The following is a 21,255-nucleotide window of genomic DNA, read 5'->3' as shown; positions in this document are numbered from 1 at the left end:
TTTCAGACAGGCATTGTTTAATTAAGTGTAAACCGGCTTTACTCTGTTTCCTTGCCCAAAATCATCGAACCCACACCTTTGTCGGTAAAAATTTCCAACAGCAGAGCATTCAGCACGCGCCCGTCAATAATGTGCACGGCTTTCACGCCGTTGGTAGCTGCCTCGATAGCCGAGCTGATTTTCGGCAACATGCCGCCGTAGAGCGTACCGTCTGCGATTAGGTTGTCAATCTTGCGCGGAGTCAGGTTGGTTAGCAGATTACCGTCTTTATCCATCACGCCCGTGATGTTGGTCATCATAATCAGTTTTTCCGCATTCAATTCTTCCGCCAGCTTGCCCGCTACCAAATCAGCGTTGATATTTAACGCTTCACCCTGCCGCCCGACACCAATCGGCGCTACAACAGGAATGTAGCCCCCACGTATCATTTGGGTGATCAAAGTGCAGTCTATACTTTCGATCACGCCCACTTGGCCGATGTCCACTCCGTTGCGCTCAGGCGTGTTGATAAACAGTTTTTTTGCTTTAATAAAATGGTTGTCACGCCCTGTAATCCCAACCGCTTTACCGCCGTTTTGATTGAGTAAAGAAACAATTTCTTTGTTTACATGGCCGCCCAACACCATTTCCACGATATCCATGGTTTCCGTATCGGTAACCCGCATGCCTTGTACAAACACGCCTTCCTTACCCACTTTCTCGAGCATTTCGTTAATCTGCGGCCCGCCGCCGTGCACAATCACAGGGTTAATGCCAACCAGTTTGAGCAAGGTCACATCTTTGGCAAAACCCTCTTTCAAATGCTCTTCGGTCATGGCATTGCCGCCATATTTAATCACGAAAGTGCTGCCGGAAAAATGACGGATATAAGGCAGCGCTTCTCCCAAAATATTCGCTTTTACAGATGCAGGGATTTTTTCTCGTTCCATTTCTTGTGTTCCTTAATTAAAGGTATATCAGCATTTAAAACGCAAACATTATAACGAATAAACAACAATGCCTGTCTGAAACGTTTCAGACAGGCATTGCTTTACCAAAGCAGCACTTATTTCAGAAAATTCTGCATCACAATACGGGCGATGTCATCCAAACCGAAACCATCCGCATCTGCTGCACTGCCGTTCGGAGTTAGGCTGTCGATAATTTGCGGCAGATATTGTGATAACAGATTACCCGCCTGCGTACTGTCCACGCCCACCGCAGAAGCTGCTTTTTCCAACGCGCCGCTACCCAAAGCATCCTGTATCTGGGCGGCGGAAACCGATTCGTTGCTGCTTTGGTTGGAAACCCACGAATTCAATATATCGCCCAAGCCGCCTTGTTGAAGCTGGTTAATCAGATTGCCCGCGCCACCGTTTTGCTGCATCAGCTGCATAACCAGTTGCAACGCCGTATTCTGGCTGCCCGAACCGCCAAGTGCAGAGCTTGCCGCACCGATTAAAGTATCCATCAAATTCATTTCATTTCCTTATACCAAACATATTGATTTATAGCCGACTACGCTACTTCAACTAAATCATGCAACACAATGCCTGTCTGAAAAACATCTTGGATTATTTTTCAGACAGGCATTGTATCGCCGTTATTATTTCCATCAAACCATTCAACCGCACCACTTTCAAAAAGACTATGTAGAATCGCCTGCGCCGCTACTTGATCAAGCACGCTTTTCTGTTTACGGCCAAACACCTGCGCCTCAGCCAACAAACCCTCTGCATAAACCGACGACAAGCGCTCGTCCACCCAATACACAGGCAGCTTATAACGGCCATGCAGACGACGGCCAAATTTGCGTGATAACCGGGTCAACTCATGTTCCGCGCCGTCCGTATGCGTAGGCAAACCCACAGCAAAATAATGCGGCTGCCATTCCTTAACCAGCTTATCAATCGCGGCAAACTTCGCTTCATTGCTCTCACCCGTTACCGTCGCGAGCGGATGTGCCAAACCGATTTCCGCATCACCTTGCGCCACCCCGATACGTACCTCACCGAAATCAAAAGCCAAAACCGTACCTCTCGGCACCTTGATTGCCTCAGGCATGGCCTGCGCCTCCCATCAGCGTTTGCGGAGAAACACCCAGTTTCGCCATTGCCGCTTCGTAGCGCTCCTCATGCGGCAAATCAAATAAAATCCGCTCATCAGCAGACACAGTCAACCAAGAATTGTCCATCAGCTCTTGCTCGAGCTGCCCTTTCGACCAACTCGCATAACCAATGGTAATCACAGCTTTTTGAACCAAGTCCGGCTGGCTGAGTTTCTCGATAATATCGCGTGAAGTTGTCATTGCCACATGATCATTTACCGCCAAACTGCTCTGCCAGGAACCGATCGGCATATGCACCACAAAACCACGATCAATCTGCACAGGGCCGCCCATCATCACCCACTCCCCTTTAAAACGCTCCGGTGTATGATGCCCTGCCGCTTCAAACACCAAATCCATCGTAACCGGCGAAGGCTTATTGATAATGACACCTAGTGCACCGTCTTCATTGTGTTCGCATAGATAAACCACACTGTTTTCAAAAAACATATCGTTCATAGAAGGAGCGGCAATCAGAAAATGATCTGTCAGATTCATGCTGGATTTCATATTATTAATTCATTCCGTAAAGATAACGGCTAATATGGGTATCAATCCACTAAATACAATAGGGCTGTTCGGCACGCACAAATCCGTTATAATCAGCAAGATTTCGTCTGCTTAACTATAATTAACCATGCAACTGAAGCCCCTATTGCTCACTGTTCTTTTGTGTCTGAGCCTTCCCTCATTTGCCCAGCCCGGCCAAAAAGAGCTGCAAAATATCCAAAAAGCCATCAGCAATGCGCAAACCGACCTGAAACAAAAACAGGCCGCCCAACGCCGCGCGCAAGCAGCATTAAATGCCAGTCTGAAAGCATTAGAAAAAGCCCGGGCAGAGCTGGCCGCCATCACCCGCCAGCAAAACGCAGCCTGGAATCAGTTGCAGAAATTACAAAACGAGTTAGAAAAAGTCAAAACCGAAGTTACCGGCACAAAAGCCCAAATTACCCGTCTGCTCGCAGGCCACTATAAAAACCGCCAACCCAACTCTATTTCATTGTTCCTAAAAAATGCCGAGCCCGGTCAAAAAGCCCGTTATCTGGAATATATCAAACACATTAACCAGGCCAACGAAAAAGTGATACACAATCTGGTTAAGCAGCAAAAAGAGCTCGAGCAGCAAGAAAAAGCCATTGATGCCGAGCTGAACCGCCTGAAAAAACTCAAAGCGGCCCAACAAGCCGCGCTCAAAAAATTGGGAAAAACCCGCAGCGCAGCGCAGCAGCAAAGCAACGAGCTCAACGCCCAAATCAGCAGTCAAACCCAGAAAATTACCAAACTACGCGAAGACGAACGCCGCTTAAACAACATCCTTGCCGATATTTCCCGACGCACCGCCGCTAACCGAAAAGCTCAAGCACAAAGCCGCAAACAGGCTGCTCAAGAGCGTATTAACAAATCCAACCAAGCGCAAAAACAAACCAAACAAAAAAACAACACTGCTCCGCGCGGCAACCTTACTGCTGAAGACCGCGCCTTATCCGGGCCGGATCAAAGTCAAGGCAGCAGCTTCAGCCGTATGCAGGGCAGATTGCGCAAGCCCGTCGGCGGCAGCGTTACCGGCCGTTTCGGTCAAGCGCGTGCCAGCGGCGGCACATGGCGCGGCGTATTCTTCGCCACCCCGCCATCCGGCGTAAGCAGTGTCGCATCAGGCACCGTTGCCTATGCCGGCACGCTCGGCGGCTACGGCAATACCGTTGTGGTCGATCATGGCGGCGGCTATGTCAGCATTTATACCGGCCTTAATAGTATCGGTGTGAGCGGCGGTGCAAACGTAGGCTCCGGCAGCTACATCGGTACAAGCGGCACATTACCGGCCGGCGAGCAAGGTTTGTATTTCGAAGTCCGTTACCGCAACCAGCCCATGAACCCACTTTCATGGATAAGGTAACGATTCATTAGCATATTTTTACCCGTGATTGGTTGATACTGAAAAACAAATCCAATAAAGTTCCACAGTTCGCAACTGTCTCCGACAGACACAGAAAGAAAGAGAAAGCAAAAAATAATGGCCAATTCCACTTTGAAAAAAGTCGCTCTTTATACCCTCGGCGCTTTCAGCGGCGTGATACTGAGCCTGAGTGTTCAGAGCTATGCAGCAGAAAAAGACAGCCAAAGCTCACTGCCCGTGCAGTCTATCCGCACCATGGCTGAGGTATACGGGCAGATTAAAGCCAATTATTACCAAGACAAAACCGACGAAGCTTTGCTTGAAGGCGCCATGAAAGGCATGGTTGCCGGTTTGGATCCGCATTCTGAGTTTATGACCAAAAAAGACTATACCGACCTTAAAGAATCAACCTCTGGAGAATTCGGCGGTTTAGGTATGGAAATCGGTGCAGAAGACGGCTTCGTTAAAGTAATTGCTCCGATTGAAGATACGCCGGCCGAACGTGCCGGGGTAAAAAGCGGTGACTTTATTGCCAAAATCGACGGCGTATCCACCCGCGGCATGACCGTACACGAAGCTGTGAAAAAAATGCGCGGCAAACCCGGCACATCCATTACATTAACTCTTTCACGTAAAGACGTTAATAAGCCGATTACCGTAAAAATCACCCGCGCCATCATTAAAGTGAAAAGCGTGCGCTATAAGCTACTCGAACCGGGCTACGGCTATGTACGCATCAGCCAATTCCAAGAGCGCACTGTCACCGCTTTAAACGATGCCCTCAAAACCCTGCATAAACAAAACAGCGGCGCACTCAAAGGCTTGATTATTGATTTGCGTGACGATCCGGGCGGTTTACTTAACGGCGCTGTTGGTGTGTCGGCTGCATTTCTAAAAGAAGGCCAGCCGGTAGTCAGCACCAAAGGGCGCGACGGCAAAGAAGGCTTGAAACTCTCCGCCGTCAAGAAAGACTATATGATCGGTATGGGGCAAGACCCGCTGGTTGGCGTGCCTGCCGAAATGAAAAACATCCCGATTACCATCCTGATTAACTCAGGTTCGGCTTCGGCTTCCGAAATCGTGGCCGGTGCATTGCAGGATCATAAACGTGCCGTTATCGTAGGTACGCAAAGTTTCGGTAAAGGTTCCGTACAAACCGTGTTACCCCTTTCCAACGGCGGCGCGGTCAAACTGACAACCGCTCTTTACTACACACCTAACGACCGTTCGATTCAAGCGCAAGGCATCGTGCCCGATGTGGAAGTGAAAGATAAAAAACGCTTATTCGAAAGCCGAGAAGCCGACCTTGCCGGCCACATCGGCAATCCAAGCGGCGGTACAGAAGTTAACGGCAACATCTTCGAGCCAGACGAAGCCTCATCTTCGCCCGGTGCAAAAGATGAAAAAGAAGAAAAAGAAGATCTTTCTTCTCGCCGCGAACCCAATCCGGCTAAAGACGACCAATTGAGAAAAGCCTTAGAGCTGGTGAAATCGCCCGCCCAATGGCAAAAATCTTTAGGTTTGGCTGCGAAAAAACCCGCACCGAAAAAAGAAAACAAAGAAGATAAAGAATAATTTTTCAAATAGTGCCGTTAAACATAAATGCCTGTCTGAAAAATGTCATACAGGCATTTGTAAGCACAATAACCCATAAAAACTATGAAACTGAATGTTTCAAAATCTTGCTATGAAACACATATTTCATACAAGGCAGCGACCGCAGGAAATACAAAACCTGCTGCACGTAAAGAGCCTGTACAAAATATCCAACTTCATAGCAATACAAGCAATATGCTTGTCTGAAAGTCTACAAAATTAATCAAACACAATGTAACAAGGAAACAACTTATGAAACTTATGAAATTGAAACACAGTCTGTATCTTGTACCTCTTTTGCTTGGCGGCTGCATTTATATCGGCCATCCTAACGACGGGTATAACACCATTCCCGATATCCACACAGAAGCGCCCCGCTCTGAGCTCAACCCGCTGCCACGCAAGCATGAGCAATCAAGCACCTACCTTATCCGAACTCCCGATGACAGATGTCTTGATTTGAGTGGTGTTAACAATAAAGATATCATCGCCCATACTTGCCACGGTAAAAGCAACCAACAATTCACTTTCCACAATGACAGCATCCGCATACAAGGATTATGTTTGGATGTGGCCGGCAATCAAACCCAAGACGGCGCACCCGTTATCGCCTACCAATGTCATGGCAAAAGCAACCAGAAATGGTATCGCGAAGGCAAAACCATCCGCAGCTCGCTGAACGGTAAATGCCTGGATGCCGGCAAGCATAAAAACCAAATCCGCCTATATCATTGCGATGGCAGCAGCAAGCAAAGATTTTACATATCCGCTTATTGATTCCCGAACATGAAAGAAGCCTAGCGGATTCGGATTTGAAAAGTGCGCTTGATAATTCTAGTTATCTGCTCTACTTATCTGAACCGATTTGTCGGATGGAAGTATCCGACTTACAAAGCTCAATAAAACGAGGTATTGATTTTAAAAACTGTGATTAAAAAAATGCCTGTCTGAAAAACATTAAGTTGTTTTTTCAGACAGGCATTTTTTTAAGCGATGGGTTTAATCAACTTCAAAATAGTACACTCGTCATACTCGGGCTTTTACAATGTAAGCGGGGCGGCTATACGGCTTAAATCAATCTTCGCCTTTAATAATTTCATCAGCAATGCCCATGGCTTGGAAGCTGTCGGGATCGGCGAGTTTCCACATGCGGTCGAGAATGGGGCGGCCGCAGTGTCCTGTAATCAGCGAGCCGGGTTCGATAAATTGGTAGTGTTCAGACAGGAGTTTGATCCAGCCGTCGGGCTGACGGCGCACGATGTGGTGCGGTTTGAGCTGCGAGGGATGGGTTAGGCCTGTGCTGCCTACGATTTCGGCCAGTGCTTTGAGGGTGTTGGCGTGGAAGTTTTTCACGCGCTCGGATTTGTCGGGCACGTCCAGGGCTTTCTGGCGCGACGGATCTTGGGTGGCTACGCCTGTGGGGCATTTGTTGGTGTGGCAGGAGCGGGATTGGATGCAGCCTACGGCGAACATGAAACCGCGGGCGCTGTTGCACCAGTCGGCGCCGAGGCTCATCATTTTGGCGATGTCGAAGCCGCTCACGATTTTGCCGCTCACGCCTATTTTGATTTTGTCGCGGATGCCTGCGCCGACCAAAGTATTTTGTACGAAAATCAGGGCGTCGACCAGCGGCATGCCGAGTGAATCCATAAATTCTACGGGCGCGGCACCGGTGCCGCCTTCTGCGCCGTCAACCACGATGAAGTCGGGATAATTGTCTTCTTCCATCATGGCTTTGACGATGGCCATAAATTCCCACGGCATACCTATGCAAAGCTTGAAGCCTACAGGTTTGCCGCCGGAAAGTTCGCGCAGCTGCTGCCAGAATTTAACCAGTTCGCGCGGGGTGGAGAATGCGGGGTGGCTGGGCGGGGAAATGCAGTCTATGCCCATGGGCACGTCGCGGGTTTTGGAAATTTCTTCGGTGATTTTGGATGCGGGCAACACGCCGCCTTTGCCGGGTTTGGCGCCTTGTGAAAGCTTGATTTCGATCATTTTCACTTGCTCGAGTGCGGCGCGCTTAGCGAAGGTTTCGGGATTGAAGTTGCCTTGTTCGTCGCGGCAGCCGAAATAGCCTGTGCCCAGCTCCCAAATCAGGTCGCCGCCGTGTTTTTGGTGATAGGGGCTGATGCTGCCTTCCCCTGTGTCGTGGGCGAAGCCGCCCATTTTGGCGCCTTTGTTGAGGGCTTCGATGGCGGCGGCGGAAAGTGCGCCGAAGCTCATGGCGGAAATGTTGAACACGGATAAGTCGTAGGGTTGCAGGCAGCGCTCGTTGCCCACGTGTACGCGGAATTTGCTGTCGCTGATTTTATGGCTGTTGCCGGAATGGAGAAACCATTCGCTGCCGGTTTTGTTGAGGTCGTTGATGCTGCCGAATGCGGTGGTGCTGTCTAAATTTTTGGCGCGTTGGTACACGAGCGAGCGCTGCTGGCGCGAAAACGGCACTTGTTCTTGGTCGTCTTCCAGAAAATATTGGCGGATTTCGGGGCGGAAGTTTTCCAATAAGAATCGGATATGGCCGCCAATTGGATAGTTGCGCAAGATGGCGCGGCGTTTCTGGGTAACGTCGTGGATACCGAGCGCAGTAAATGAGAGCGATATGATAAAAAGCCACCAAATCTGCCATAGCAGGCTGATGACGGTTAAAGCGATAAACAGCCAAAATAAACCGTAACGCGGCATAATCAGAAAGCCGTAGTTTGCGGAATGGGTGTTAGTGGGTTTGTGTTCGCCTTGTAACATGCAAGTTCCTAAAATGTAGATAATAATGAGTAGGTTATGGTTGTGTATCACTTTAAGATTATACGCTATGGCGGTATAAATGGATAACTGCTCAGTATAAGCGGCAGGCTTATATGGCGAACAATCATGCCTGTCTGAAAAGCCTAGGCTTTTCAGACAGGCATTGTGTCGTGGCTGCTTAGCGGTTAATCGTCTTTATCGCGACGCTTGTCGTTTCTATCATCATCTCTATCGCGGTCATCGTCTCTATCGCGGTCATATTTTCTGTCTCTGTCGTCATCACGATCGTCATCATGGCGCTCTCTATCGTCATCGCTATCACGGCGGTTGTGATCCTCCCGATCTCTATCGTCGGCTTCGCGTTCGTATTTTGAACCCCTGTCGTCGCGGTCTGAATCTTCGTTGCCGCCGCAAGCGCCCAAGCTTAATGCTGCGGCTAGGCATAACAGCCATAATTTTTTGTTTTGCTTCATTGTGTTTCCTTATATTGCAAAAACCAAAGCCTGTCTGAATTTATTTTCAGACAGGCCCCACTCGAAATAACTGCTCATCAAACTTCCATTACGCTTGCTTTTGCTGCGCCTTGTTTCACTTCTGCAATTTTCTTTTCCCGCTCGGCATTGTCGGCATACATCATGCTGGTGCCGATAATTTGGCCGTTGGCCGCTTTCAAGTTGAAGTAGAATTGGCCCGAGCTACTCTCTTTCAATTCGTAGCGCCCTTCTTGATCGGCATTCTTACGCACTGATTCTATGCCGTTTTGCGCTGCGGCTTTGCTACTGTATTGCTCGCTGCGCAGAATGGTTTTTCCTTCGGCACCCACAAAGTTGAAATGGTATGCACCTGCATCGTTTTTTTTCAATTCAAATGTCGCCATAATTTACTCCTTTGTTATAAAGTACGTTCATCATCAACCAACTTTTGCGGCAAACTATAATCAACCGGGATACTGCTTGTCAATAAACCCAAAAAACATAACCGCTGAAAAATGAATCATCTCCGGATAATTTACACCCTGCGTGCTGCCATTTGTTTGCCCGCTTCAGCCAACTCTCCGGTAGGAATATGTTGTTTGCCCATTTCGAATAAAGGCTCTTCCACCGCCAAGTGGGCCGCATACCCATCGGTAAAGCGTTTTATCAGATGCTCGTTTGGAATATGTTGCGGGTTGGTTTTAAGCCGGACAAGTTCTTCATGCAATGCCAACCAGTTTTCATGCAGGCTTTCGTGCTGTTTTTCCAACTCTTCGATGCTGCTTTGTGCTTGGGGCGCGTATTTGAGCAGCAGCGGAAAAAAATCCTGCTCTTCGTCTTGATGGTGCAGCGGCGCGGCGACGGTAAAATATTGGACAATTTGCTTAACGGCTTGTTCCGCAATTTCGTTGAAACCATTTTCGGCAATATAAGCAAGCAGCATATTTAGCTGGCTGCAAAAGCGGCGCACTTTTTCGTGGCAGGCGTAAAGCATTTCTATCGGCTCGGCAAAGGTAACGTTGCGTGTGTCGAATAAATTCATCATGACATCCTTTTTCTGATTCCCTGTTACTTTACAGATAAAAGTAATGGAGGTTAATCCTTCCAAAGATATATAGTTAAGCCGACAAAAAAATTCAGACAGGCATATGCCTGTCTGAAAATATTTTAAAGTGCATGGTTTATTTGTGTTTGTAAAAGCGGCTGCCGAAATAAGCATCCGCACCTTCGCGCAGCAACACCAGAGTTACCGCGGCAAGAGGCAGGCCGACCAGCATGCCGACAAATCCCATCAACTGGCCAAATGCCATCAGAGAGAAGATTACCCAGAAAGGCGATAGGCCGATGCGGTCGCCCACAATTTTCGGCGTGATGAAAAAGCTTTCCAAAAATTGACCCACTGCAAACACGCCCCACACCATCAACAGCCCTTGCCAAGAACCGAATTGAAGCAAAGCGGCAACGGTAGCCAGCAGCAAACCGGTGAATGCGCCTAAATAAGGCACAAACACGAGAATACCGGCAATCATGCCGATGGCGAAACCCGAATCCAGCCCCACCAGCATCAGGCCTAGTCCGTAAACCAAGCCCATAATCAGCATAACCATCAGCTGGCCGCGCAAAAACTCGCTCAACACTTTATCCATATTGCCGGCAATCCGTATGTAGCTTTCGATAAAGCGGCGCGGCACCAACGCCCGGATACCGTGCGACCAGCGCTGCCAGTCGAGCAGGAAGTAATACAATAGGAAAGGCAACAGCAGCAAATTGCTCAAACCCATTACCACATTGCCGCTTTGCCGCATAAGCGCGGGGGCAGCCTGTTTCAATGCTTTGCTCAACTCTCCGGTTTGCGATTGCAGCCACACCGCTACGGTATGAGTGTTGATGGTCACCCTGTCGCCCACCATATTGTTCAGCCAAGGCAATATCTTGTGTTGAATAAAATTCACGATTTGCGGCAGCCGCTCCAGCATATTGTTGAACTGATTAATCAGCATCGGCACAATCACCAGCACCAAAGCCAGCAGCAACACCAAAGCCGACACCATAACCAGCATGGAAGCCAAGCCGCGTTTAACACCACGGTTGCGCAGCTTTTCCACCAGCGGGTTCAGGATATAAGCCATCACAGCGGCAACGATAAAAGGCGTCAGAATATTGCCCAAGGCATAAAGCAGCCACACAAACAATATCAACACCACGCACATGATAATCCATGGCCTTATCGGGCGCGCTCTCTTTTGATACATAAATTTTCCTTCGTTTGAAATGCCTGTCTGAAAACTGTTTCAGACAGGCATGGTGTGTTTAATCTTTTAACTGCCGCCGCTCATACACAGCCTGCGCCAGTGTGCCCGCATCCACATATTCCAGCTCGGCACCCAGCGGTATGCCGCGGGAAAGGCGGCTCACTTTATACGGCAGGTTTTTAAATAATTCAGACAATACATAAGCCGTGGCATCGCCTTCGGCAGTGAAATTAGTGGCAATGATGATTTCTTCAACCTCGCTGTTTTTCAGCCTTTCGATTAAAGGGTTGAGCGCAATATGCGTTAAATCCATGCCCTGAGCGGGATCAACCTGCCCCATCAATACAAAATAAAGCCCGTCGTGGCAGCGCGCGGCTTCCATGCCCGCCACGTCGGCAGGCATATGCACAATCATCAAACGGCGCGGGTCGCGCTCGGCATCGGCGCAGATGGGGCAGATTTCATCTTCGCAGAATGTATTGCACAGGCGGCAGTGCCGAATCTGCTTGAGCGCGTACTGCAATGCGGCCGTCAGTTCGGCTGCGCCTTCCCTGTTATGCTGCAAAAGCTGGTAAGCCATGCGCTGAGCGGATTTGGGGCCTACATTGGGCAATGTTTTCAAAGCATTAATCAGGCGGCCAAACGCATCGGGTTTACGGGTCATTATCTTTGGTTTTATAAATGTTTCAATAAATCCAGCGGCTTTTCAATGGAAAAATCCACCGGCCAATCTTCCACAGTATCGTCTTGCGAGATATAGCCCCACTCTGCCAAAACCGATGTCATACCGGCTTTTCTGGCGGCAATCATATCACGCTCAGCATCGCCCACATAAAGGCAGGCTTCCGGCGGAATACCGAGTTCGGCGCAAGCATGGCGCATGGGTTTTACGCTCGGTTTCGGCTCTTCGCAGGTATCGCCGCTCACCACCACGGCCGGTTCCTCCGCAAATGCCAACTTGGGCACCAGGCGGTCGGTAAAGGTTTGCGGCTTATTGGTGATGATGCCCCATTTCAAACCGCGGCCAACCAATTTGCCGATTAATTCGTTGATACCATCGAACAAAACCGTGTCTTTATCAAAGCATTGTTCGTATTCGGCCAAATAGTTTTTACGCCAGCGGTCATGATGCGGATGGAATGTCGAGATGCCTGCACCCAGCATAATCAACCCGCTCGCACCGTGGCTGGCAACGGGGCGGATTTCTTCCATCGGCTTTTCCGGCAAACCGTGTTTGCGAAGCAGTGAATTCAATGCGCCGCCCAGATCAAGAGCGGTGTCGGCTAAAGTGCCGTCGAGGTCAAATAATACGGCTTGGATAGTCATTGTGAATTATTCTTTCTGTAAAATGCCTGTCTGAATTTTTTTAGACAGGCATTTTAACATTAATGATGGTGATGATGTTCATGGTGCTCATGAATAGGCATTTTACATAATAAATCATCGCCGTGCGGGTGCACCCTGCTCTCCGTTTGCACCGTAACATGCTGGATATTCTCGTGCGCCAAGCTATGCTCCAAACGGTAAACAATCTGCTCCGCCTCGGCGACACTCATACCGCCGTCCACCACAATATGACAAGATAAAGCATGTATGCCGTTACTGATGCTCCACACATGCAAATCATGCACGGCATCCACACCTTCGGTTTGCCGGATAATGCCGGAAATATGGTCTAAATCCACATCGGCCGGCACACCTTCCATCAAAATATGGGAAGCACGCTGCATCACGCCCCAGCCGCTTCGTGCAATCAAAGCCGCCACCAACATGCTTGCCAGCGGATCAGCCCACTGCCAGCCAAACGCCATCATCAACAAAGCCGCTGCAATCGCACCGAGCGAACCGAACAAATCGCTCAACACATGCAGATAAGCGCTTTTCATATTGAGGTTTTCCTCGGTATCGCTGTTTTTCAGCATATACCACGCCACCCAGATATTAATCAGCAAACCCAGCGTGCTGACCACCAGCATGCCGGTCGTCGCAACCGGAGGCGGCTGGATAAAGCGGCCGATCGCCTCCCAAGCAATCAGAAGCGAAATCACAAGTAAAGTCAACCCGTTAAACGCCGCAGCCAGAATCTCAAAACGCTTATAACCAAAAGTTTTATAACGGTTTACCGAACGCTCGCCAAGCTTCATCGCCAGCAGCGAAATACCCAAAGAAAGCGCATCGGAAAACATATGCCCTGCATCGGAAAGCAATGCAAGGCTGTTGGTCACCATACCGCCAATCACCTCAATCAGCATAAACACGCCGATAACAATCAATGAAGTGCGCAAAACCTGCTTATTGGCTGTGTGGCTGTGGTGATGTTCATGAGATGCAGACATGGCGGCCTCCCGGACCTCAAAAACCTATTCCGATAGGTTGGATGAAAATGTTTTTCAGACAGGCATATCATACAACCAAATAGATTATGAAGTTTAAATATTTAACCTTTCTGCCATCTTCAAGGTTGAACCCAAAAATAACGGAAATTCTATATTACGCTGATTCTTCAAACTGTGATGGTGCATATAATATATGCCTGTCTGAAAACCACTTTTCAGACAGGCATTTCCATCATCCTGATCATTTACCGCCACACTCGTGCCCAACCTGAATATCTTTTTGTCCGCTGCCGGCCTCACTTATTACTATCTCGCTATAAATCAGTATTTAAGTGTGCGCCGACATTGCGGCATTGTTGCGCGGCGGCATCGGCCACGGCTTTGGCGCACAGCAAGAGATTGCGGTCTTCGTATTCCCGTGCGGTTTGCGGTTCGGGTAAGGTATTCAGCCAAGCGTTTAAGACGGTCTGCGCTTCGGCTAAACCGTTATGATTGCGCAGAATGCCTAAGCACGAAGCAGTGAGTTGGTGCAGATTTTCGCGGCTGAATACAGGCAGGTTTGAGGGTGGATTCGCCGGTGCGTGAACGCTTGGCTCTGTGCGTTTCAACAAAATCTGTTTCCCGCCCTTCTCTATCATTTCAGCCGCTTTGCGTGCCGTTACCACGCATTCCAGCAGCGAATTGCTGGCCAAGCGGTTGGCTCCGTGCAGGCCGGTGCAGGCGGCTTCGCCTAGGCAGAACAGGTTGGCGATTTGGGTTCTGCCGCAAGTGTCGGTGGCTACGCCGCCGCAAGTGTAGTGCTGCACGGGGCAAACGGGCATGGCTTCGCGGGTGATGTCGATGCCGTTTTTCAGGCAGTGGGCGTAAATACTGGGGAAGTGGCTGCGGATAAATTCGGCAGGGCGGTGGCTGATATCGAGCCACACGAACGGTTCGCTTTGCTTGGCGATTTCGCGGGCAATGGCGCGGGCGACAATATCGCGCGGCGCCAGTTCGGCCAAAGGATGCCGACCCAGCATAAAGCGTTCGCCTTGTTGATTGCGCAACACGCCGCCTTCGCCGCGGACGGCTTCGGAAATTAAAAAAGTCCGCCCGTTTGTTTTGCGCGGCAAGGCCAAGCCGGTGGGGTGGAATTGGATAAACTCGGCGTTTTCGATGGTGCAGCCTGCCCGCAAAGCCATGGCAATACTGTCGCCTGTGCATTCCGGCGGCGTGGTGGTGTGCGGATAAATCTGCCCCAAGCCGCCGCCGGCCAACACGGTATAGCGGGCGTGCCATTCGGCTGTCTGGCCGTTTTCTTGCGACAACACGCGCAAGCCGCAAGCCGAGCCTTCGGGATTTTTCAACACATCCAGCGCCGTATGGCGTTCAAGCACATGGATATTGGCTCGGTTGCGTAAGGCGTGATGCAGGTTTTCCATTACCGCTTTGCCGGTGTGGTCGGCAATATGGGCGATGCGGCGCATGCTGTGGCCGCCTTCGCGAGTTAAATGCAGCAGGCCGTCTGAATTTCGGTCGAACGGCACGTCAAATTGCAGTAGCCATTCAATCGCTTGGCCGCCTTGCGCCAAAATCTCGCGCACTGCCGTTTCATCGCACAATCCCGCTCCTGCGGTTAAGGTGTCGGCAACGTGGCTGTCCAACGTGTCGGGATCATACAAAACGGCGGCAATGCCGCCTTGAGCATGGCTGCTGGCACTGTGTTGCAGGCGGTTTTTGCACAAAACGGCGATGCGGCAGCTTTCAGGCAGCGAGAGTGCCAGCGTTAAGGCGGCCAAGCCGTTGCCGGCGATGATAATGTCCCATTCGGTGTTCATTATGCAGGCCCGATTCCGTTGAAAGGGTTTTGCTTGGGTTGTTTTAAGACGGCGGCAAAATTCAACATGCGGTCGAGCGGCAGTTTGGCGGCTTTGCCCAGCTGCTCGTCCAGCAGGATTTCCCCGGTTTTGTTTTCCAGCGCATGGCGGATACCTTGCAGCGAGTTCATCGCCATCCATGGGCAGAACGCGCAACTTTTGCAGGTGGCGCTGTTGCCGGCGGTGGGTGCGGCGATAAAGGTTTTATGCGGTGCGTGTTTGCGCATTTCGTGCAGAATGCCTAAATCGGTGGCCACAATAAAGGTATGCTCCGGCCGCTCGATGGCTGCTTTCAAGAGTTTGCTGGTGGAGCCGACCACATCGCCCAATTCGGTTACGCCTGCCGGAGATTCGGGGTGCACCAACACCACGGCTTCAGGATGCTTGGCTTTGAGGGCGGCCAGTTCGGACGTTTTAAATTCGTTATGCACGATGCACGAACCTTGCCACAGCAACATATCGGCGCCGGTTTCTTTGCGGATGTATTCGCCCAAATGGCGGTCGGGGCCCCAAATCAGCTTTTTGCCCTGTTGATGCAAATGCGTGGCGATTTCCAGCGCAATCGAAGAAGTAACCACCCAATCGGCGCGTGCTTTAACGGCGGCGGAAGTGTTGGCATACACCACCACCGTGCGGTCGGGATGCTGGTCGCAAAACGCGGCAAATTCATCGGCCGGACAACCCAAATCCAAAGAACATTCCGCCTCTAAATCCGGCATCAACACGGTTTTTTCGGAGCTGAGGATTTTGGCGCTTTCGCCCATAAAGCGCACGCCGGCCACCACCAGCGTTTGCGCGGGATGTTCCGCACCGAAGCGCGCCATTTCCAAAGAGTCGCCCACGCAGCCGCCCGTTTCCAGAGCCAAATCCTGAATCAGCGGGTCGACATAATAATGCGCCACCAATACGGCATTGTGCTGTTTCAATAAATCACGGATGTCGTTTTTCAGACGGCCTGTTGCTTCATGGGACAAAGGCTCGGGCACGCGCGCCCACGCTTGGCGGATTTGGCAGGCGGAAGTGGGCTGGTTCGACAGGGGGGCATCGTAGTCGAAAGCACGGTATTGGCCGGTTTGCATGGCAGGATTCCTCTTAATCTTTATTCGGATACATTTCTTTTTTTTGCATTATGCTCATATTGAGTATAATAGGCAAGAAGAAATCTGCGGCACGAGGTTTCAGACAGGCATTGCGATATATGCAGTAAAATGCTGTTTTCAATCAACAACCGGACGCAAAGCAGATGGATTCATTTCCCGAAGTAAGCGGCAGCGTTGAAGGCTTGGTGGAATTGGTGGCGGTATTGATTGCCGTAACCGGCGGCCGGCCGCGCGTGCTCACCGTTGATAACGGCAGCCTGCTGCTCAACGGCCCTTTGCTGCCGGTGCACCGTTCGCTTCAGGCGGGCGTGCGCGTTTGGGTGGCGAAGAAAACCGGCCAGCCTATGGGTTATGTGGAACAGCTCTACACGTTTATCGATGCCGACCGCAAAAACGAACACGGCTTGCCCGTGCTGTATGTGAGCTATTTGGGCTTGGTGCGCGAAGCCGACGAAACGATTTTGAGCGGCACGGCCAAATGGTGCGACTGGTACGGCTATTTCCCGTGGGAAAACGCCTGCTGTGCCGATCATGAACAGACCGTCGCCCATATCGTGCAGCATATCCGCCGCTGGGCCAATACGGCCGACACGGAAGCCGGGCGGCAGGAACGCTTAAACCGTATGAATTTGTGCTGGGGGCTGGCACCTTACGAATGGTCGGAGGAATATGTGCTGCTGCGCTACGAATTGCTGTATGAAGCGGGGCTGATTCACGAATCGCCGGAGCAGTCGTCAGGATTTGATTTGGCCTCAACAGGCAAGTTTATGGCGCATGACCACCGGCGCGTATTGGCCACCGCCATGTCGCGTGTGCGCGCCAAAATCAAATACCGCCCGATTATTTACGAATTACTGCCGCCGCAATTTACCCTGCTGCAATTGCAGCAAAGCATCGAAGCCTTAACCGGCCGCAGGCTGCACAAACAAAACTTCCGCCGCCAGATCAAGCATCAGGATTTAATCGAACCGATAGCGGGTAACACTGCCGGCGGCATCGGCCGTCCGGCACAGCTTTATCGATTTAAAGACAACGTATTGCTGGAAAGCCTGATTTCCGACATCAAACTGCCGTTGCGCAAATAATGCCTGTTTGAAAGGGTAAACTGTGGATATTTACTGCTTGTTTTTCAACGATTACGAAACGCTCGATTTGATGGGGCCGATAGAATTTCTGCACCGCATTCCCGGCGCCGACATGCATTACGTTTCCCTCAGCGGCGGCTTGATACCCAGCCATCAAGGCTTTTACACCGATACGCAGAAACTCGAATGCCTGTCTGAAAACAGTATTCTGCTTATCCCCGGCGGGCAGGGCACGCGCGGTTTGGTGCATGATAAAGAATTTATCGGGCGTTTAGCACAATGGGCAGACCAAGCGGGTTACTGCTTGGCCGTCTGCACCGGCTCGGCATTGCTGGCCGCCACCGGCAAACTCAACGGTCTGCGCGCCACGTCGAATAAAAAAGCCTTTGAATGGGTGCGCAGCGTCAACGCCGCGGTGGATTGGCAGCCCGTCGCCCGCTGGGTACGCAGCGGAACATTTTATACTTCATCAGGCGTATCGGCGGGCATGGACATGGCATTAGGCTTTATCGCCGACCAATACGGCGCACCGTTGGCACACGAAATCGCCACGCACACCGAATACCTTTGGCAAAACCAGCCCGAACGGGACGATTTCGCCCGCCTGGCTGCCGATTGATGTTAGATGTTAAAAGTATCCGAACACACATTCATGGAGAACCCTATGCAGCAAGCTGCCACCTCACCTTTATTGTTTCCTTTGCCCGATGTGGTGTTGAAGCCGTTTGTCCGGCAGGCTTTGCTGGAGGACTTGGGGCGACGCGGTGATGTAACGTCTGCAGTAACCATTCCTGCCGGCGTGCAGGCCGAATTGGCGGTGGTCAGCCGTGAAAACGGCGTATTGGCCGGTATGGATTTGGCTCGGCTGGCGTTTGCCGAAACCGATGCTTCGATTGAATTTCAGGCTTTGGCGGCAGACGGCGCTGATATTCAGGCAGGCCAAGTGTTGGCTAAGGTAAAAGGTTCAGCGCACGCCTTACTCACCGCCGAACGCACCGCGCTCAATTATCTGACCCATCTCAGCGGCATTGCCGGCATGACTGCTGCTGCCGTTGCCGAAATCAAAGATTATCCAACGCGCATTACCTGCAGCCGCAAAACCATTCCCGGCTTGCGCACGCTGCAAAAATACGCCGTGCGGGCAGGCGGCGGCTGCAACCACCGCATGGGTTTGGACGATGCGATTCTGATTAAAGACAACCATTTGGTCTATTCGGGCGGCCTGAAAGAAACCGTTCAACGCGCCAAACAGCTTGCCGGGCATCTGATTCCCGTTGAGGTGGAAGTGGACACTTTAGCCCAGTTGGAGCAGGCTTTGGCGGGCGGCGCGGATTTGGTGCTGCTCGACAATATGGACAACGAAACTTTAAAACAAGCCGTAGCCATGTGCCGCGGCAAAGCACGCTGCGAAGCGTCGGGCGGCATCACATTCAACCGCCTGCGCGAAGTGGCCGCAACCGGCGTGGACTTTATCGCGCTCGGCTATCTGACGCACAGCAGCCGTGCTTTAGATATCGGCTTGGATTTTTTGAGCTGAAACACTGAAACCAAAATCATGAACATGCCTGTCTGAAAATCAGTGAAGTTAAACATTTTTTCAGACAGGCATTCTTTTTACTTCAACAACACTACGCGCACTTTGTTGCCGGCTTTTATCAAAGTATTCGGCAGCACGTCGCATAAGGCATTGGCCGCCACGCAAGTAGCCAACATAGCCGAACCCTGGTTGGGCAGCAGGCGGGCGACGGTTTCTCCGTTATCGGCCGTTTCCACCCTCACCCGCAGAAACTCGCGGCGTTTGATGGCTTTTTTGGTGGTAAATGCAGCGGTAACATATAACTCTGCAAGCTGCCAATCTGCTTCATTTTTGCCCATTAATTTGTTCAACACCGGCAGCAGCAATATCTGCCCGGTTACAAACGCGGAAACCGGATTGCCCGGCAACACAAACACATGCGCGCCGCCTGCTTTGCCCCAGGCAAACGGTTTGCCGGGTTTGATGGCGATGCTGTGTTCGGTAAGCTCGCCGATATTCTGCAAGGCTTGTTTCAAATAATCGGCATCGCCCACCGACGCGCCGCCGCTGGTGATAATCACATCGTATTGATCACCCGCCTGCTGCAAAGCGGCTTGGGTTTGCATTAAATCGTCGGGCAGTATGCCGCCATCATTGGTTTCGATTCCTAAAGTACGCAGCCATGCAATCAGCTGGTAGCGGTTGGCATCGTAAATTTTGCCTTCGCCCAACCCGGCACCGGGTTCGGTTAATTCGTTGCCGCTGGAAAACACAACGGCCCGCATTTTTCGGTAAACCGGCAATTCATGGCAGCCTTGCGATGCGGTCAGGCTCACGGCAGCGGCAGACATCATGCTGCCGCGCGCCAGTAAAATATCATCTTCTTTTATTTCTTCTGCTTTCAAGCGCATATGCTGCCCCGCTTTGATGGTCGCTCCGACATGCAGTTTGTCGCCTTCGACACGGCAGTCTTCCTGCAACACCACCGCAGTGGCTTGCGGGGGCAATGCGGCACCGGTAAAAATGCGCACGGCCTGCCCGTGTTGCAAAGGCGTGTTGCTGATTTCACCGGCCATCACCCGGCTGACTACGGTAAAGTCTTGCAAGCCGCCTTGAGTGTCGCATACGGCGTAGCCGTCCATCGCGCTGTTGTCGAACAAAGGGCTTGGATAGCGCGCAATCAGCGGCTCTGCCAGTATCCGGCCCATGCTTTCAGACAGGCATACGGTTTCGCTGCCCAAGCGGCAGGAATGCGTGGCAAGCAATTGGGTAAGCGCGGTTTCAAAATCAAGCATGTGGGTTCTCCATATCTTGCAAGGTATTGTAGTTTCGGAATTCGGCTTCGCTTGGAAAATGCACGGCGCTGGCGCGTTGTTCACGCAGCCAGCCTTGTATGCTGCGCCCGCCCGCATCAAGATAAGCGGCAACCGAACCGAGCAAATCCGTGTGTACCAGCATCACTCCGTAATGTTGCTGTGTTTCGGTAGCGGCATAAAAAGCGCGGCAATCGGGGGTTCGTTTTGCCGCCTCGGCCAACCTGCCGCATAAATCTTGCGGCAAATGCAAGGTATCGCAAGGCACGACAAGCAACCAACCGGCATCAGCCAACACTGTTTCAGCCGCGCTGGCCAACGCAGCGAGCGGGCCGCAGTTTTGATAAGCCGGCAAATCGCCAAACACCAGCGGCACGCGCTTTGCATATTCCGTTTGATTGCGGTTGGCACTCACGGCAATTTGGGCCCGCGGCAAATTCAAGCGGCGAATGATATGGTCGACAAACGCTTCGCCCTGATATGTTGCCAGCCCTTTATCGCAGCCGCCCATGCGGCTGCCCTGCCCGCCTGACAGGATTAATGCGTTCAGCGCCATTTATCCGCGGCCTCGGCATCGCTTTGTTTGGCTTCCACCCAATGTTCCCGCCCGTCGGTAAAACGTTCCTGCTTCCAAAACGGTGCTTGGGTTTTCAGATAATCCATCAAAAATTCAGCCGCGGAAAATGCGGCTTTGCGGTGTTCGCCGGCCGTTAATACCAACACGATTTGATCGTCTGCCCCCAGCAGCCCCACCCGGTGGATAACGGTGCAGGCGGTAAGCGGCCAGCGCGTGTCGGCTTCATGTGCAATGCGTTTGATTTCATGCTCGGTAACTTCGGGATAATGTTCCAGAAAAAGATGCGACAAAGGTGTGTCGGTATCTCTGTCGCGCACCCGCCCGACAAATGCCGCCACCGCACCGGTATTTTCCGCTTCTTCCAGCAACGCATCGTATTCGTTTTGCAAATTGAAATCTTCTTGTTGCACACGCACGGTCAGTTTCATC

23 protein-coding genes are annotated in these 21,255 nt (G+C 51.3%); 6 read left to right on the top strand and 17 right to left on the bottom strand.

Going from position 1 to position 21,255, the window contains the following annotated elements:
• Window positions 1–38 precede the first annotated feature (38 nt).
• The 4 genes from argB to AKG09_RS05370 form a co-directional block, all read right to left on the bottom strand.
• A complete protein-coding gene (gene argB / locus AKG09_RS05385) occupies window positions 39–929 on the bottom strand; it encodes an acetylglutamate kinase (protein WP_054618447.1) in 891 nt (296 codons plus the stop codon).
• Window positions 930–1,045: 116 nt separating this feature from the next.
• On the bottom strand, window positions 1,046–1,459 hold the full coding sequence (locus tag AKG09_RS05380) for a YidB family protein (protein WP_054618446.1): 414 nt from the start codon (window positions 1,457–1,459) through the stop codon (window positions 1,046–1,048).
• A 101-nt stretch (window positions 1,460–1,560) separates the two neighbouring features.
• Window positions 1,561–2,043, bottom strand: coding sequence for a Holliday junction resolvase RuvX (gene ruvX / locus AKG09_RS05375; RefSeq protein ID WP_054618445.1), 483 nt, complete (start codon window positions 2,041–2,043; stop codon window positions 1,561–1,563).
• Complete coding sequence (locus AKG09_RS05370) at window positions 2,036–2,584, bottom strand: YqgE/AlgH family protein (RefSeq protein WP_054618533.1); 549 nt, start codon at window positions 2,582–2,584, stop codon at window positions 2,036–2,038. Before AKG09_RS05370 ends, ruvX begins: the two co-directional genes overlap by 8 nt.
• Before the next feature lie 139 nt (window positions 2,585–2,723).
• On the opposite strand from AKG09_RS05370, the gene AKG09_RS05365 reads away from it, so the two are divergent.
• From AKG09_RS05365 to AKG09_RS11625, 3 genes are all read left to right on the top strand, one after another.
• Window positions 2,724–3,980 (top strand): murein hydrolase activator EnvC, encoded by a 1,257-nt coding sequence (locus AKG09_RS05365; protein WP_054618444.1) that lies wholly within the window; start codon window positions 2,724–2,726, stop codon window positions 3,978–3,980.
• 117 nt (window positions 3,981–4,097) lie between these two features.
• The gene (locus tag AKG09_RS05360; protein WP_054618443.1) at window positions 4,098–5,555 is read left to right on the top strand and encodes a S41 family peptidase; all 1,458 of its coding nucleotides are present in this window, start codon (window positions 4,098–4,100) and stop codon (window positions 5,553–5,555) included.
• Between the two features lie 273 nt (window positions 5,556–5,828).
• Window positions 5,829–6,353 (top strand): lectin, encoded by a 525-nt coding sequence (locus AKG09_RS11625; protein WP_231623903.1) that lies wholly within the window; start codon window positions 5,829–5,831, stop codon window positions 6,351–6,353.
• Between the two features lie 297 nt (window positions 6,354–6,650).
• Here the strand turns inward: AKG09_RS11625 and AKG09_RS05350 are convergent, their stop codons facing one another.
• The 10 genes from AKG09_RS05350 to nadA all read right to left on the bottom strand — a co-directional run bounded on the left by AKG09_RS05350 (window position 6,651) and on the right by nadA (window position 16,314).
• Window positions 6,651–8,318 (bottom strand): FMN-binding glutamate synthase family protein, encoded by a 1,668-nt coding sequence (locus AKG09_RS05350; protein WP_054618442.1) that lies wholly within the window; start codon window positions 8,316–8,318, stop codon window positions 6,651–6,653.
• A gap of 185 nt (window positions 8,319–8,503) precedes the next feature.
• The gene (locus AKG09_RS05345; RefSeq protein ID WP_054618441.1) at window positions 8,504–8,791 is read right to left on the bottom strand and encodes a hypothetical protein; all 288 of its coding nucleotides are present in this window, start codon (window positions 8,789–8,791) and stop codon (window positions 8,504–8,506) included.
• Window positions 8,792–8,868: 77 nt separating this feature from the next.
• Window positions 8,869–9,195 (bottom strand): YegP family protein, encoded by a 327-nt coding sequence (locus tag AKG09_RS05340; RefSeq protein ID WP_054618440.1) that lies wholly within the window; start codon window positions 9,193–9,195, stop codon window positions 8,869–8,871.
• Between the two features lie 131 nt (window positions 9,196–9,326).
• Window positions 9,327–9,833: a hemerythrin domain-containing protein gene (locus tag AKG09_RS05335; RefSeq protein ID WP_054618439.1), complete on the bottom strand. Its 507-nt coding sequence runs from the start codon at window positions 9,831–9,833 to the stop codon at window positions 9,327–9,329.
• A 139-nt stretch (window positions 9,834–9,972) separates the two neighbouring features.
• Window positions 9,973–11,043 carry an AI-2E family transporter gene (locus AKG09_RS05330; protein ID WP_054618438.1) on the bottom strand — a complete coding sequence of 357 codons (1,071 nt, stop codon included), beginning with the start codon at window positions 11,041–11,043 and terminating at the stop codon, window positions 9,973–9,975.
• A gap of 58 nt (window positions 11,044–11,101) precedes the next feature.
• A complete protein-coding gene (gene recR, locus AKG09_RS05325) occupies window positions 11,102–11,707 on the bottom strand; it encodes a recombination mediator RecR (RefSeq protein WP_054618437.1) in 606 nt (201 codons plus the stop codon).
• An 11-nt stretch (window positions 11,708–11,718) separates the two neighbouring features.
• A complete protein-coding gene (locus AKG09_RS05320) occupies window positions 11,719–12,369 on the bottom strand; it encodes an HAD family hydrolase (protein WP_054618436.1) in 651 nt (216 codons plus the stop codon).
• A 59-nt stretch (window positions 12,370–12,428) separates the two neighbouring features.
• On the bottom strand, window positions 12,429–13,379 hold the full coding sequence (locus tag AKG09_RS05315; RefSeq protein ID WP_054618435.1) for a cation diffusion facilitator family transporter: 951 nt from the start codon (window positions 13,377–13,379) through the stop codon (window positions 12,429–12,431).
• A gap of 314 nt (window positions 13,380–13,693) precedes the next feature.
• Window positions 13,694–15,196: an L-aspartate oxidase gene (gene nadB, locus AKG09_RS05310; protein WP_054618434.1), complete on the bottom strand. Its 1,503-nt coding sequence runs from the start codon at window positions 15,194–15,196 to the stop codon at window positions 13,694–13,696.
• Entirely contained in the window at window positions 15,196–16,314 is a 1,119-nt protein-coding gene (nadA, locus tag AKG09_RS05305) for a quinolinate synthase NadA (protein ID WP_054618433.1), read from the bottom strand. The genes nadB and nadA overlap by 1 nt, the downstream gene beginning before the upstream one ends.
• 164 nt (window positions 16,315–16,478) lie before the next feature.
• Between nadA and AKG09_RS05300 the strand changes: the two genes are divergently transcribed.
• The 3 genes from AKG09_RS05300 to nadC are packed head-to-tail and all read left to right on the top strand — an operon-like array spanning window position 16,479 to window position 18,957.
• Complete coding sequence (locus AKG09_RS05300) at window positions 16,479–17,420, top strand: hypothetical protein (protein WP_054618432.1); 942 nt, start codon at window positions 16,479–16,481, stop codon at window positions 17,418–17,420.
• A gap of 22 nt (window positions 17,421–17,442) precedes the next feature.
• On the top strand, window positions 17,443–18,039 hold the full coding sequence (locus tag AKG09_RS05295) for a DJ-1/PfpI family protein (RefSeq protein WP_054618431.1): 597 nt from the start codon (window positions 17,443–17,445) through the stop codon (window positions 18,037–18,039).
• Between the two features lie 45 nt (window positions 18,040–18,084).
• The gene (nadC, locus tag AKG09_RS05290; protein WP_054618430.1) at window positions 18,085–18,957 is read left to right on the top strand and encodes a carboxylating nicotinate-nucleotide diphosphorylase; all 873 of its coding nucleotides are present in this window, start codon (window positions 18,085–18,087) and stop codon (window positions 18,955–18,957) included.
• 77 nt (window positions 18,958–19,034) lie between these two features.
• On the opposite strand, the gene glp is transcribed toward nadC, so the two are convergent.
• The 3 genes from glp to AKG09_RS05275 are packed head-to-tail and all read right to left on the bottom strand — an operon-like array spanning window position 19,035 to window position 21,254.
• The gene (gene glp / locus AKG09_RS05285) at window positions 19,035–20,231 is read right to left on the bottom strand and encodes a gephyrin-like molybdotransferase Glp (protein WP_054618429.1); all 1,197 of its coding nucleotides are present in this window, start codon (window positions 20,229–20,231) and stop codon (window positions 19,035–19,037) included.
• A complete protein-coding gene (locus tag AKG09_RS05280; protein ID WP_054618428.1) occupies window positions 20,224–20,805 on the bottom strand; it encodes a molybdenum cofactor guanylyltransferase in 582 nt (193 codons plus the stop codon). Before AKG09_RS05280 ends, glp begins: the two co-directional genes overlap by 8 nt.
• The gene (locus AKG09_RS05275) at window positions 20,796–21,254 is read right to left on the bottom strand and encodes a molybdenum cofactor biosynthesis protein MoaE (RefSeq protein ID WP_054618427.1); all 459 of its coding nucleotides are present in this window, start codon (window positions 21,252–21,254) and stop codon (window positions 20,796–20,798) included. Before AKG09_RS05275 ends, AKG09_RS05280 begins: the two co-directional genes overlap by 10 nt.
• Window position 21,255 lies beyond the last annotated feature (1 nt).

Origin of the sequence: Neisseria sp. 83E34, assembly GCF_001308015.1 — a bacterium.
Taxonomy (GTDB): Bacteria; Pseudomonadota; Gammaproteobacteria; order Burkholderiales; family Neisseriaceae; genus Neisseria.
Note: the sequence above shows the minus strand (reverse complement) of the source record. Positions and strands in the feature narration are given on the sequence as shown.

What these genes read in the sequence shown, in the direction of transcription:
- argB (WP_054618447.1), bottom strand. Translation starts at nt 929, where the DNA reads ATGGAACGAGAAAAAATCCCTGCATCTGTAAAAGCGAATATTTTGGGA.
- AKG09_RS05380 (WP_054618446.1), bottom strand. Translation starts at nt 1,459, where the DNA reads ATGAATTTGATGGATACTTTAATCGGTGCGGCAAGCTCTGCACTTGGC.
- ruvX (WP_054618445.1), bottom strand. Translation starts at nt 2,043, where the DNA reads ATGCCTGAGGCAATCAAGGTGCCGAGAGGTACGGTTTTGGCTTTTGAT.
- AKG09_RS05370 (WP_054618533.1), bottom strand. Translation starts at nt 2,584, where the DNA reads ATGAATCTGACAGATCATTTTCTGATTGCCGCTCCTTCTATGAACGAT.
- AKG09_RS05365 (WP_054618444.1), top strand. Translation starts at nt 2,724, where the DNA reads ATGCAACTGAAGCCCCTATTGCTCACTGTTCTTTTGTGTCTGAGCCTT.
- AKG09_RS05360 (WP_054618443.1), top strand. Translation starts at nt 4,098, where the DNA reads ATGGCCAATTCCACTTTGAAAAAAGTCGCTCTTTATACCCTCGGCGCT.
- AKG09_RS11625 (WP_231623903.1), top strand. Translation starts at nt 5,829, where the DNA reads ATGAAACTTATGAAATTGAAACACAGTCTGTATCTTGTACCTCTTTTG.
- AKG09_RS05350 (WP_054618442.1), bottom strand. Translation starts at nt 8,318, where the DNA reads ATGTTACAAGGCGAACACAAACCCACTAACACCCATTCCGCAAACTAC.
- AKG09_RS05345 (WP_054618441.1), bottom strand. Translation starts at nt 8,791, where the DNA reads ATGAAGCAAAACAAAAAATTATGGCTGTTATGCCTAGCCGCAGCATTA.
- AKG09_RS05340 (WP_054618440.1), bottom strand. Translation starts at nt 9,195, where the DNA reads ATGGCGACATTTGAATTGAAAAAAAACGATGCAGGTGCATACCATTTC.
- AKG09_RS05335 (WP_054618439.1), bottom strand. Translation starts at nt 9,833, where the DNA reads ATGAATTTATTCGACACACGCAACGTTACCTTTGCCGAGCCGATAGAA.
- AKG09_RS05330 (WP_054618438.1), bottom strand. Translation starts at nt 11,043, where the DNA reads ATGTATCAAAAGAGAGCGCGCCCGATAAGGCCATGGATTATCATGTGC.
- recR (WP_054618437.1), bottom strand. Translation starts at nt 11,707, where the DNA reads ATGACCCGTAAACCCGATGCGTTTGGCCGCCTGATTAATGCTTTGAAA.
- AKG09_RS05320 (WP_054618436.1), bottom strand. Translation starts at nt 12,369, where the DNA reads ATGACTATCCAAGCCGTATTATTTGACCTCGACGGCACTTTAGCCGAC.
- AKG09_RS05315 (WP_054618435.1), bottom strand. Translation starts at nt 13,379, where the DNA reads ATGTCTGCATCTCATGAACATCACCACAGCCACACAGCCAATAAGCAG.
- nadB (WP_054618434.1), bottom strand. Translation starts at nt 15,196, where the DNA reads ATGAACACCGAATGGGACATTATCATCGCCGGCAACGGCTTGGCCGCC.
- nadA (WP_054618433.1), bottom strand. Translation starts at nt 16,314, where the DNA reads ATGCAAACCGGCCAATACCGTGCTTTCGACTACGATGCCCCCCTGTCG.
- AKG09_RS05300 (WP_054618432.1), top strand. Translation starts at nt 16,479, where the DNA reads ATGGATTCATTTCCCGAAGTAAGCGGCAGCGTTGAAGGCTTGGTGGAA.
- nadC (WP_054618430.1), top strand. Translation starts at nt 18,085, where the DNA reads ATGCAGCAAGCTGCCACCTCACCTTTATTGTTTCCTTTGCCCGATGTG.
- glp (WP_054618429.1), bottom strand. Translation starts at nt 20,231, where the DNA reads ATGCTTGATTTTGAAACCGCGCTTACCCAATTGCTTGCCACGCATTCC.
- AKG09_RS05280 (WP_054618428.1), bottom strand. Translation starts at nt 20,805, where the DNA reads ATGGCGCTGAACGCATTAATCCTGTCAGGCGGGCAGGGCAGCCGCATG.
- AKG09_RS05275 (WP_054618427.1), bottom strand. Translation starts at nt 21,254, where the DNA reads ATGAAACTGACCGTGCGTGTGCAACAAGAAGATTTCAATTTGCAAAAC.